This window comes from Kitasatospora sp. SUK 42, assembly GCF_015776785.2.
In the GTDB taxonomy this organism is placed as follows: Bacteria; Actinomycetota; Actinomycetes; order Streptomycetales; family Streptomycetaceae; genus Kitasatospora.
This window is the reverse complement of record NZ_LFMD02000002.1, coordinates 1,866,664-1,878,791: the sequence shown is the minus strand read 5'-3', so window position 1 is coordinate 1,878,791 and position 12,128 is coordinate 1,866,664. Positions and strand designations below refer to the sequence as shown.

Annotated in this window: 9 protein-coding genes and 3 tRNA genes; 11 read left to right on the top strand and 1 reads right to left on the bottom strand. The window is 71.3% G+C overall.

The features are described 5' to 3' along the window. The first annotated feature begins 86 nt into the window (after positions 1 to 86). From gnd to RZ50_RS08115, 11 genes are all read left to right on the top strand, one after another. Positions 87 to 962 carry a phosphogluconate dehydrogenase (NAD(+)-dependent, decarboxylating) gene (gene gnd / locus RZ50_RS08165; RefSeq protein ID WP_196951182.1) on the top strand — a complete coding sequence of 292 codons (876 nt, stop codon included), beginning with the start codon at positions 87 to 89 and terminating at the stop codon, positions 960 to 962. A 41-nt stretch (positions 963 to 1,003) separates the two neighbouring features. Next, positions 1,004 to 2,137 (top strand): DNA replication/repair protein RecF, encoded by a 1,134-nt coding sequence (gene recF, locus RZ50_RS08160; protein WP_196951181.1) that lies wholly within the window; start codon positions 1,004 to 1,006, stop codon positions 2,135 to 2,137. A 124-nt stretch (positions 2,138 to 2,261) separates the two neighbouring features. Continuing rightward, positions 2,262 to 2,810, top strand: a complete 549-nt coding sequence (locus RZ50_RS08155) for a DUF721 domain-containing protein (RefSeq protein ID WP_196951180.1) — start codon at positions 2,262 to 2,264, stop codon at positions 2,808 to 2,810. 257 nt (positions 2,811 to 3,067) lie between these two features. Then, entirely contained in the window at positions 3,068 to 5,083 is a 2,016-nt protein-coding gene (gene gyrB / locus RZ50_RS08150) for a DNA topoisomerase (ATP-hydrolyzing) subunit B (protein WP_196951179.1), read from the top strand. A 131-nt stretch (positions 5,084 to 5,214) separates the two neighbouring features. Further along, entirely contained in the window at positions 5,215 to 7,752 is a 2,538-nt protein-coding gene (gene gyrA, locus RZ50_RS08145) for a DNA gyrase subunit A (RefSeq protein WP_217680399.1), read from the top strand. Positions 7,753 to 7,974: 222 nt separating this feature from the next. Beyond that, entirely contained in the window at positions 7,975 to 8,637 is a 663-nt protein-coding gene (locus RZ50_RS08140) for a DUF3566 domain-containing protein (RefSeq protein ID WP_308271530.1), read from the top strand. A 260-nt stretch (positions 8,638 to 8,897) separates the two neighbouring features. Further along, positions 8,898 to 10,283: a cyclopropane-fatty-acyl-phospholipid synthase family protein gene (locus tag RZ50_RS08135; RefSeq protein ID WP_196951177.1), complete on the top strand. Its 1,386-nt coding sequence runs from the start codon at positions 8,898 to 8,900 to the stop codon at positions 10,281 to 10,283. A gap of 16 nt (positions 10,284 to 10,299) precedes the next feature. Next, positions 10,300 to 10,376: transfer RNA gene (locus RZ50_RS08130), tRNA-Ile, on the top strand. An 85-nt stretch (positions 10,377 to 10,461) separates the two neighbouring features. Then, positions 10,462 to 10,538, top strand: a tRNA-Ile gene (locus RZ50_RS08125). A 380-nt stretch (positions 10,539 to 10,918) separates the two neighbouring features. After that, a complete protein-coding gene (locus RZ50_RS08120; RefSeq protein WP_014137031.1) occupies positions 10,919 to 11,047 on the top strand; it encodes a DLW-39 family protein in 129 nt (42 codons plus the stop codon). Positions 11,048 to 11,217: 170 nt separating this feature from the next. Continuing rightward, positions 11,218 to 11,290 (top strand) — tRNA-Ala (locus tag RZ50_RS08115). A 68-nt stretch (positions 11,291 to 11,358) separates the two neighbouring features. Here RZ50_RS08115 and RZ50_RS08110 read toward each other — a convergent pair. Then, on the bottom strand, positions 11,359 to 12,057 hold the full coding sequence (locus RZ50_RS08110; protein WP_196951176.1) for a DUF5324 family protein: 699 nt from the start codon (positions 12,055 to 12,057) through the stop codon (positions 11,359 to 11,361). Positions 12,058 to 12,128 lie beyond the last annotated feature (71 nt).

Genomic DNA, 12,128 nt, shown 5'->3' with positions numbered 1-12,128 from the left:
GGAGTCCGCCGTCGCCGGAAGCGTAGGCTCGGGGAGTGCGGCAACGGCGCCGCCGCCAGGCAACGCCCCACAGTAAGGATTTGGTCATGGAGCTCGGCCTCATCGGTCTCGGCAAGATGGGCGGCAACATGCGCGAGCGGATCCGCCGCGCCGGCCACACCGTCGTCGGCTACGACCGCAACCCGGAGATCTCCGACGTCGAGAGCCTGCAGGAGCTCGTCACCAAGCTCCAGGGCCCGCGCGTGGTCTGGGTGATGGTTCCGGCCGGTGCCGCCACCCAGGCGACCGTCGACGAGCTCGCGGAACTGCTCTCCCCCGGTGACGTCGTGGTCGACGGCGGCAACTCCCGCTGGACCGACGACATCAAGCACGCCGAGACGCTGGCCGCCAAGGGCATCGGCTTCGTCGACTGCGGTGTCTCCGGCGGCGTCTGGGGCCTGGAGAACGGCTACGCGCTGATGTACGGCGGCGACGCCGAGCACGTCGCCAAGGCCCAGCCGGTCTTCGACGCCCTCAAGCCGGAGGGCGACTTCGGCTCGGTGCACGCGGGCGCGGTGGGCGCCGGGCACTTCGCCAAGATGGTCCACAACGGCATCGAGTACGCGATGATGCAGGCCTTCGCCGAGGGCTGGGAGCTGCTGGAGGCCGCCCCCGAGGTCACCGACGTGCGCGAGGTCTTCCGCAGCTGGCAGGAGGGCACGGTCATCCGCTCCTGGCTGCTGGACCTGGCCGTCCGCGCCCTGGACGACGACGAGCACCTGGATAAGCTGCGCGGCTGGGCCGCCGACTCCGGTGAGGGCCGCTGGACCGTCGAGGCCGCGATCGACCACGCCGTGCCGCTGCCGGCGATCACCGCCTCGCTGTTCGCCCGCTTCGCCTCCCGCCAGGAGGACTCGCCGCAGATGAAGATGATCGCCGCGCTGCGCAACCAGTTCGGCGGCCACGCGGTCGAGTCCAAGTAACCAGCAGGTTCTCCACAAGAAGGCGGGCGCAGTCCACAGCCATGCACGTCGCGCACCTGTCGCTCGCCGACTTCCGGTCGTACGCCCGGGCCGAGGTTCCCCTCGACCCGGGCGTGACGGCCTTCGTGGGCCCCAACGGCCAGGGCAAGACCAACCTGGTCGAGGCGATCGGCTACGTCGCCACCCTGGGCAGCCACCGGGTCGCCACGGACGCCCCGCTGATCCGGCTGGGCGCCGAGCGGGCGGTCATCCGCACCTCGGTGGTGGACCGCGGCCGCTCCACCCTGGTCGAGCTGGAGCTGACCCCGGGCAAGGCCAACCGGGCCCGGATCAACCGCTCCGACAACGTCCGCCCGCGCGACGTGCTGGGCCTGCTGCGCACCGTGCTGTTCGCCCCCGAGGACCTCAGCCTGGTCAAGGGCGACCCGGGCGAGCGCCGGCGCTTCCTGGACGAGCTGCTGACCGCCCGCGCGCCCCGGCTGGCCGGGGTCCGGCAGGACTACGAGCGGGTCCTCAAGCAGCGCAACGCCCTGCTGAAGACCGCCGCCATGGCCCGCCGGGCCGGCGGCGGCAAGGGCGCCGACCTGTCCACCCTGGAGGTCTGGGACGGCCACCTGGCGCGGGCCGGCGCCGAGTTGACGGCCTTCCGGATCCAGCTGGTGGCCGCCCTGCAGCCGCTGGTGACGGCCGCCTACGGGCAGCTGGCCCCCGGCGGCGGCGAGACCGCCCTGGAGTACCGCAGCTCCTTCGAGGGCGAGCTGCCGACCAGCCGCGAGCAGGCCGAGGAGCAGCTGCTGGGCGCGCTGCAGACGGTCCGCAAGCAGGAGGTCGAGCGCGGGATCACGCTGGTCGGCCCGCACCGCGACGAGCTGGTGCTCAGGCTCGGCCCGCTGCCCGCCAAGGGCTACGCCAGCCACGGCGAGTCCTGGTCGTTCGCGCTCGCGCTGCGGCTGGCCTCGTACGAGCTGCTGCGCGCGGACGGCGGTGAGCCGGTGCTGATCCTGGACGACGTCTTCGCCGAGCTGGACGCCGCCCGCCGGGACCGGCTGGCCGAGCTGGTCGCCCACGGCGAGCAGGTGCTGGTGACCGCGGCGGTGGCCGAGGACGTGCCGAAGGCGCTGGTCGGCGCCCGGTTCGCGGTCTCCGACGGCGCGGTCCAGCGCATCGACGCCTGATCCTTCGTACCTCCACCACCGGCACGGCCCGCGGCGCGGGCAGGTGCCGCCGTCCGGCGTCCGTGCGCTCCCGTAGGCTGGACGGCTCATCGGGTTGTCCACAGGCTGGGGAAAGGAGATCGCCGTGAGCGAGTCGGCGGAGAACTCCTCCCGCACCGCGGACCCCGGCGCTCCCGCGCCCACCGGCGCCGACCTCGCCCGGTCCGCCCTGCGGGCCGCCCGCGCCCAGGCCCGTCAGCGCGGGGAGCAGGTCCAGCAGAAGCGCGAGGCGCGGCGGCACGGTCTGCGCAGCGGGGCCCGCTCGGACGGCCGTGATCCGGTCCCGCTGGGGGCGGCGCTGAACCGGCTGCTGACCGAGCGCGGCTGGGAGTCCTCGGCCGCGGTCGGCGGGGTGATGGGCCGCTGGCCGCAGATCGTCGGCCCTGACATCGCCGCCCACTGCCACCCCTCCTCCTACGACGAGGCCGCCGCGGTCCTGACCGTGCAGTGCGACTCCACCGCCTGGGCCACTCAACTGCGCTGGTTGGCACGGCAGTTGGTGGCACGTCTGAACCACGAGCTGGGCCACGGCACGGTCAGGACCATCAAGGTGCTCGGCCCAGCCGCGCCCGCCCGCGGCTACGGCCGGCTGCGCGCGCCGGGGAGCAAGGGCCCCGGCGACACCTGGGGCTGACCCGGCCGGCCCGGCCCGGGATCGGATGGCGATCTTCCGGAACCCCTGACGGCCCTTCCAGGCGCTCCGAGCCCCCCTGTCGAGTATCGGGACATGTGCAGAGGGGATTCAGGGCGGCATATCTGCCTTCAAGGGCTGCCAAACGCCCATCTATGTCAGTCGTACCGGTAGACTGAGAGCCAAACACTGTTGCTAGTGGCAACCGAGTCGTAACGCCGTGGTCGCACGCCCGCCCGCACGGGGAGGGAATGCGGCCCGTGCTGTGCCAGAGAGGGCGCTTCGTGGCCGATTCCGGCAACCCCAGCCAGACCCCAGACCAGACCGACCAGGCTTCCTACACCGGTAGCAACATCCAGGTGCTGGAAGGCCTCGACGCCGTCCGCAAGCGCCCCGGCATGTACATCGGTTCCACCGGCGAGCGCGGCCTGCACCACCTGGTGCAGGAGGTCGTGGACAACTCCGTCGACGAGGCGATGGCCGGGTACGCCACCACCATCGACGTCACGATCCTGGCCGACGGCGCCATCCGCTGCGTCGACGACGGCCGGGGCATCCCGGTGGACATCGTCCCCGGCCAGGACAAGCCCGCCGTCGAGGTCGTGCTCACCGTCCTGCACGCGGGCGGCAAGTTCGGCGGCGGCGGCTACGCCGTCTCCGGCGGTCTGCACGGCGTCGGCGTCTCGGTGGTGAACGCGCTGTCCACCCGGCTCTCGGTGGAGATCCACAAGGACGGCCACATCTGGACCCAGGACTACAAGATGGGCGCGCCGACCGCCCCCCTGGCCAAGGGCGCGGAGACCGACCGCACCGGCACCACGGTGACCTTCTGGGCCGACCCCGAGATCTTCGAGACCACGGTCTACTCCTTCGAGACCCTCTCCCGGCGCTTCCAGGAGATGGCCTTCCTCAACAAGGGCCTGTCGATCTCGCTGACCGACGAGCGCCCCGAGCACGTGGACGAGGAGGGCAAGCCGCTCTCCGTCACGTACAAGTACGACGGCGGCATCGCCGACTTCGTCGCCCACCTCAACTCCCGCAAGGGCGAGGTCATCCACCCCTCGGTGATCGACTTCGAGGCGGAGGACAAGGACAAGGCGATCTCGGTGGAGATCGCGATGCAGTGGAACTCCTCCTACACCGAGGGGGTCTACAGCTTCGCCAACACCATCCACACCCACGGCGGCGGTACCCACGAGGAGGGCTTCCGCGCCGCGCTGACCGGCCTGGTCAACCGCTACGCGCGGGACAAGAAGCTGCTCCGCGAGAAGGACGACAACCTCTCCGGCGAGGACATCCGCGAGGGCCTGACCGCGATCATCTCGGTCAAGCTCGGCGAGCCGCAGTTCGAGGGCCAGACCAAGGACAAGCTCGGCAACACCGAGGCGAAGACCTTCGTCCAGAAGGTCGTCAACGAGCACCTCGCCGACTGGCTGGACCGCAACCCCAACGAGGCCTCGGACATCATCCGCAAGTCCATCCAGGCCGCCACCGCGCGCGTCGCCGCCCGCAAGGCCCGCGACCTCACCCGCCGCAAGGGCCTGCTGGAGTCCGCCTCGCTGCCGGGCAAGCTGTCCGACTGCCAGTCCAAGGACCCGTCCGAGTGCGAGATCTTCATCGTCGAGGGTGACTCCGCGGGCGGCTCGGCCAAGCAGGGCCGCGACCCCCGCACCCAGGCCATCCTGCCGATCCGCGGCAAGATCCTGAACGTCGAGAAGGCCCGGATCGACAAGGTGCTGCAGAACACCGAGGTCCAGGCGCTGATCTCGGCCTTCGGCTGCGGCATCCAGGAGGACTACGACGAGTCCAAGCTGCGGTACCACAAGATCGTCCTGATGGCCGACGCCGACGTCGACGGTCAGCACATCCGCACCCTGCTGCTGACCCTGCTGTTCCGCTTCATGCGGCCGCTGGTCGAGGCCGGGTACGTCTACCTCGCCATGCCCCCGCTGTACAAGATCAAGTGGGGCAAGGACGACTTCGAGTACGCCTACTCCGACCGCGAGCGCGACGCCCTGATCGCCGCCGGGGTCGAGGCCGGGCGCCGGCTGCCCAAGGACGACGCGATCCAGCGCTTCAAGGGTCTCGGCGAGATGAACGCCGAGGAACTGCGGGTCACCACCATGGACGCCGAGCACCGGCTGCTGCTCCAGGTCACCCTGGAGGACGCCGCCCGCGCCGACGAGCTGTTCTCCGTGCTGATGGGCGAGGACGTCGAGGCCCGCCGCTCCTTCATCCAGCGCAACGCCAAGGACGTCCGCTTCCTGGACGTGTGACGCCTGCACCCCAGGCCCCGCACGTACCAGTCCGCGTGAAAGGAAACTGACCACCAGTGGTCGACGACAACCGTCCCGAAGGCGAACAGCCCGAGACCCCCGAGGCCGCCGAGGCCACCGCCCAGGCGACCATGCGGATCGAGCCGGTCGAGCTCGAAACCGAGATGCAGCGCTCGTACCTCGACTACGCGATGAGCGTGATCGTCAGCCGTGCGCTCCCCGAGGTCCGCGACGGCCTCAAGCCGGTGCACCGCCGCGTGCTCTACGCGATGTACGACGGCGGGTACCGCCCCGAGAAGGGCTACTACAAGTGCGCCCGCGTCGTCGGCGACGTGATGGGCAACTACCACCCGCACGGCGACACCTCGATCTACGACACCGTGGTCCGCCTGGCCCAGCCGTGGTCGATGCGGATGCCGCTGGTGGACGGCAACGGCAACTTCGGCTCCCCGGGCAACGACCCGGCCGCGGCCATGCGCTACACCGAGTGCAAGATGATGCCGCTGGCCATGGAGATGATGCGCGACATCGACGAGGAGACCGTCGACTTCGCGCCCAACTACGACGGCCGCTCCCAGGAGCCGACCGTCCTGCCGGCCCGCTTCCCCAACCTGCTGGTCAACGGTGCCACCGGCATCGCGGTCGGCATGGCCACCAACATCCCGCCGCACAACCTCCGCGAGGTCGCCTCCGGCGCGCTCTGGTACCTGGAGAACCCGGAGGCCTCCGCCGAGGAGCTGCTGGAGGCCCTGATCGAGCGGATCAAGGGCCCCGACTTCCCCACCGGCGCGCTGATCGTCGGCCGCCGCGGCATCGACGACTACTACCGCACCGGCCGCGGCTCGGTCACCATGCGCGCCGTGGTCGAGGTCGAGGAGATCCAGGGCCGCCAGTGCCTGGTGATCACCGAGCTGCCGTACCAGGTCAACCCGGACAACCTCGCGCTGAAGATCGCCGACCTGGTCAAGGACGGCAAGATCGCCGGCATCGCCGACGTCCGCGACGAGTCCTCGTCCCGCACCGGCACCCGCCTGGTGGTCGTGCTCAAGCGCGACGCGGTCGCCAAGGTCGTGCTCAACAACCTGTACAAGCACACCGAGCTCCAGACCAACTTCGGCGCCAACATGCTGGCCCTGGTCGACGGCGTGCCGCGCACCCTGTCGCTGGACGCCTTCATCCGGCACTGGGTCAACCACCAGGTCGAGGTCATCGTCCGGCGCACCACCTTCCGGCTGCGCAAGGCCGAGGAGCGCGCGCACATCCTGCGCGCGCTGCTGAAGGCCCTGGACCTGATCGACGAGGTCATCGCGCTGATCCGGGCCTCGGCCAGCGCCGACGCCGCCCGCACCGGCCTGATGGGCCTGCTCGACATCGACGAGCTCCAGGCCAACGCCATCCTGGAGATGCAGCTGCGCCGCCTGGCCGCCCTGGAGCGCCAGCGGATCATGGACGAGCACGACGAGCTCCAGCGCAAGATCGACGAGTACAACGCGATCCTGGCCTCGCCGACCCGTCAGCGGGAGATCATCTCCGAGGAGCTCACCGCGATCGTCGAGAAGTACGGCGACGAGCGGCGCTCGACCCTCATCCCCTCCGACGGCGACCTCTCCATCGAGGACCTCATCGCCGAGGAGGACATCGTCGTCACGATCACCCGCGGCGGCTACGTCAAGCGGACCCGCTCCGACCTCTACCGCTCGCAGAAGCGCGGCGGCAAGGGCGTGCGCGGTGCCCAGCTCAAGCAGGACGACATCGTCGACCACTTCTTCGTGACGACGACCCACAACTGGATCCTGTTCTTCACCAACAAGGGCCGGGTCTACCGCGCCAAGGGCTACGAGCTCCCGGACGCCGGGCGCGACGCCCGCGGCCAGCACGTGGCCAACCTGCTGGCCTTCCAGCCGGAGGAGCACATCACCCAGGTGATGGCCGTCCGCACCTACGAGGACAAGCCGTACCTGGTCCTCGCCACCCGGGCCGGCCTGGTGAAGAAGTCCGCGCTGAAGGACTACGACTCCCCGCGCTCCGGCGGCCTGATCGCGATCAACCTGCGCCAGGACGAGGAGGGCCGGGACGACGAGCTGATCGGCGCCGAGCTGGTCTCCGCCGAGGACGACCTGCTGCTGGTCTCCAAGAAGGCCCAGTCGATCCGCTTCACTGCGACCGACGACGCCCTGCGGCCCACCGGCCGCGCCACCTCCGGCGTCAAGGGCATGGCCTTCCGCGAGGACGACGAACTGCTCTCGATGAACGTCGTCCGTCCGGGCACCTACGTCTTCACCGCCACCGACGGCGGGTACGCCAAGCGCACCGGTGTGGACGAGTACCGTGTCCAGGGGCGCGGCGGCTACGGCACCAAGGCGGCGAAGATCGTCGAGGGCCGGGGCTCGCTGGTCGGGGCGCTCGTGGTGGACGACACCGACGAGATCATGGCGATCACCCTGTCGGGTGGGGTGATCCGCACGAGGGTTTCCGAGGTTCGTGAAACCGGACGTGACACGATGGGCGTCCAACTGATCAACCTCGGGAAGCGCGACGCGGTCGTGGGCATGGCCCGCAACGCGGAGGCCGAGGACGAGGAGACGGCGGAGGACGAGGTCGGGGACACCGAGTCCACCGAGACGGCCGAGGGTACGGGGACGGCGGTCGGCGGAGACGCCGAGGTCTGAACCGAACCGCAGACCGGTGCCGTCGCGTCCAGAGAGTGGACGCGGCGGCACCGGACGCCGACCAGTTCCGGGCAATCCCGCCGGGCGCTGGATGACGAGTGACGGACCAGGGCGGCGCCGCCCTGGTGGGAAGTGCGGGAGGACCAGGTGAGTGGAGCCACGGGTGCTGCGGGGGGACCCTCCGGCGGCCGTCCGGGCGCGCAGCAGGGTGGGGGGTACGGCGTGCCGCAGCCGCCGACCGAGCACCCGGCCGCGTCCACCTCGCTGATGCCACCGGTCGGCGGAGCGGGCCAGAGCGGAGCGACGTACGGGGGCCAGAACCCGCCCCCGCCGGGCGGTGCCGCCCCCGGCGGGGCCGGCTTCTCACAGCCGACCACCTACGCCAAGGGGCAGCCGACCCCGGCCCGGGGCACCCGGACCGGCAACACCCCGCCCGGCGGGACCCCCGTCGCCGGGGCGGCGCGCCGCCCGGCGGGCGCCCCCGCGACCGGCGGTGGCCTCGGCCGGACCCGCAAGGCCAGGCTGCGGGTGACCAAGGTCGACCCGTGGTCGGTGATGAAGGTCAGCTTCCTGCTGTCGCTGGCCGTCGGCATCATCATCATCGTGGCCTCGGCCGTGCTGTGGATGACGCTGGACTCGCTCGGCGTCTTCGACTCGCTGACCAAGACGCTCAAGGACGTCACCGGCGGCGGCGCGGAGAACGCCAGCAGCACCCTGAACCTGATGGACTACATCGGCTTCGGCAAGGTGATGATGTTCACCACGTTGATCGCCGTGGTCGACGTCGTGCTGCTGACGGCGCTCTCCACGCTCTCGGCCTTCATCTACAACGCGGCGGCCGGCTTCACCGGCGGCGTCGAGCTGACCCTGGCCGAAGAGGACTGATCCGGCCGGAACCTGACCATCGGTCAGTTGACCGTCCACGGGCGGAATGTGCGGGCCCCGCAGGCTGTTGCAGCCGGCGGGGCCCGTCGGCATTTCGGGTGACAGCCGGTACCCCGCGGCGCGCCGCCCGGAAACGGGCCGTCCGCGGTGGGATTAGCTGGACGCCGCCCGTTCCCGCTTCTGGGAGTGCCGCAGGCCGCCCCCGGTCCGCTCGACCGGGTCAGCTGAGGTTCCGCAGGACGACTGGACGGAGGCGTGGGGTGGCGAAGCTCGCAGGTCAACTGGTCGAAGCCCTGGACGGGCTGTTGGGGATCCCGGTACCACTGCGGGTGCAGGTCTGGGACGGCAGCGTCGCCGGGCCGCCCGGGGCGCCCACCGTGGTGCTGCGCAACCGCCGGGCGCTGCGCCGACTGGTCTGGCAGCCGAACGAGCTGGGCCTCGCCCGGGCCTACGTCGCGGGGGACCTGGACCTGGCCCCCGGCACCGACCTGTACGAGACGCTCTCCGCCGTCGCCCGCTTCTCCGAGCGGCCGGAGATCCGCACCATGGCCCTCGGGCCGCGCGACGTCGTCGGCGCCGGGGGCCGCAAGGTGCTGGCCGCCGTGCTGCGGGCCGGGGCGCTCGGCCCGGAGCCCACGCCGCCCCCGGAGGAGGTCCGCAGGGCCCAGGGCCGGCTGCACAGCCGCAGCCGGGACCGCGAGGCCATCAGCCACCACTACGACGTCGGCAACGAGTTCTACGGCCTCGTGCTGGGCTCGTCCCTGGTGTACTCCTGCGCCTACTGGACGCCCGAGTCCAAGAGCCTGGAGGCCGCCCAGGAGGCCAAGCTCGACCTGATCTGCCGCAAGCTCGGCCTGCGGCCCGGGATGCGGCTGCTGGACGTCGGCTGCGGCTGGGGCTCGCTGCTGCTGCACGCGGCGAAGCACTACGGCGTCACCGCGGTCGGCGTCTCGATCTCCAGGGAGCAGGTCGCCCTGGCCCGTGCGCGGGTCGAGGAGGCCGGCCTCGCCGACCGGGTCGAGGTCCGGCTGCAGGACTACCGGGAGATCGCCGACGGCCCGTTCGACGCGATCTCCAGCGTCGGGATGGCCGAGCACGTCGGCTCCGAGCAGTACCGGGTCTACGCCGAGGGCCTGTACCGGCTGCTGGTGCCCGGCGGCCGGCTGCTCAACCACCAGATCGCCCGCCGCCCGGACATCCCCGGCGAGCCGCACCGCACCAGCCCCTTCATCGACCGCTACGTCTTCCCCGACGGCGAGCTCTCCCCGGTCGGCTCCACCGTGGCCCGGCTGGAGGAGGCCGGGTTCGAGGTCCGGGACGTCGAGTCGCTGCGCGAGCACTACGGGCTCACCCTGCGCGAGTGGGTGGCCAACCTCGAAGCGCACTGGACGGAGGCGGTCCGGCTGGTCGGCCTCGGGCGGGCCCGGGTCTGGCGGCTGTACATGGCCGCCTCGGCGCTCGCCTTCGAGCAGAACCGGATCGGCGTCAACCAGGTCCTCGCCGTCCGCAGCACCGAGGAGGGCGCGGCGGGCCTGCCGCCCACCCGTGAGGAGTGGCTGGTGCGCCCGGCCGCAGGGGGTCCTGCCGCAGCCCCCGCGGTGACCGTCGCCGAAACGGATTTGGGAGATTCGCGGTCGGTCCGCTAATCTTTCAGTGCGGCAAGGGCCTATAGCTCAGACGGTTAGAGCGCTTCCCTGATAAGGAAGAGGCCACAGGTTCAAGTCCTGTTAGGCCCACCACCGCGAAGGGCCCGGAGTGATCCACTCCGGGCCCTTCGGCGTTTTCGTGGATCGGCCAGGTTCCGGTAAGCTCTCTTTTCGGCGCGGGCCTATAGCTCAGACGGTTAGAGCGCTTCCCTGATAAGGAAGAGGCCACAGGTTCAAGTCCTGTTAGGCCCACCACCACGAGGGGCCCGGAGTGATCCACTCCGGGCCCTTCGGCGTTCCCCCGGGAAAATCCCCGTGCCCCCGGCTTCCGGACCGCCCTGGGGCGGTTCCAGGGCCGCCTGTCGGCCGGTGTGGACGGGGGCTCCGCCGACGGACCGCGTGCGGACGAACCGTGTGCCAGGAGGTGTGGCGTCAATCCTCCGACCGGACCGCCGGGTTGACCGCGCCGGTGGCTGGTCACGATTGGGATACCGGTGTGTATCATCGGCCGCAAGGGCAGTCTGGCACCCGGCCGCCCGTTCGCGCTCGAAACACATCTGGACTCGTCGGCCCGGTCACTCGGACCGGGAGCACCGGCTCTTGAGTCCACAACGCAAGAAGGACGAGGTCCCGCGGTGAAGAAGCTCCTCCTGGTCGCCCTGGTCGCCCTCGGCGGCTTCTTTGTCTACCGTCAGGTCCAGGCGGACCGCGCCGAGCAGGACCTGTGGACCGAGGCCACCGACCCGGTCCCGGCTGGTCGCTGAGGCCCCGGACGATCTGACGATCGACGGTCTTCGGAGGCGCCCGACCGCGCCTCCCCAACCGGTCGGTCCGGTCGATTGACCGGACCGACCGGTTCTTCCAGGGGAACGGCGCCGGGAACGGCGTCGGAACCCGGTACGCTAGTGCCCGTTGGCACGGGCCGTGCCATCGAGGGGCATTAGCTCAGTTGGTAGAGCGCTGCCTTTGCAAGGCAGATGTCAGGAGTTCGAGTCTCCTATGCTCCACAGCGCCACGAGGGCGGCTGACCTGGAATGACGGGTCGGCCGCCCTCGGTCGTTTCCGGGGGTGCCCGCTAGGGCTGCGGGCGGTCGTCCCCGGTGGGCCCGTCCTCGGTGGGTTCGTCCCGGGTGGGCGTGGCGTCGGTGGTCCCGGCGGCCTCCTCGGGCGTGGCACCGTTCACCGGGGCGGTCGCGGCGTGTGCGCCGGCCGGCCGGGCCGCCTGCGGGGCCGGGGGCTCGACCAGCCACTCCGGGTTGCTGTGCCGGCGCCACCACTGCCAGGCGACGATGCCGCCGCCGATCGCCAGTACGCCGGCCACCGCGAGGCCGGTGGCCCAGCCGTTGCACCGCTCCTTGCGGGCGTTCCGGGCGGCGATCTCGCTGATCTCGGCCGAGCTGACGTTGCCGTGCAGGGCGGTCAGCGCGGCGGCGCCGCGGGCCTGGGCCTCCTGGGCCACCGGGGTGACCGCGGCGCGGGCCTGGTCGGCGGCGCGGGCGGCGGACAGACGGGCCGCCAGAGCGGTCTCCTGGGCCCGGTGGAGGGCCTTCAGGGCGTTCTCCTGGGCCTCGGGCGACAGGCTGGCGAAGGCCTGCACGAACTGCGGGGCGAGGTGCCGGTCGTACTGGACCCGGAGGCTGTGGGCGGCCTGGGCGGCCTTCGGCCCGAGGGCGTCCAAGGCGGGCCCGAGGCGCTGCTTGGCGCCGTCCGCGAACAGCACGGCGGTGTCCCGGGTCCTGGTGGCCGTCTCACGGGCCGAATCCGAAAAGCTCACGAGTCTCTCCTCCTGGGTGGCGTCCTTTATGCACATATCCACCTGAATGCTGATCATGCATCCGGATTTGT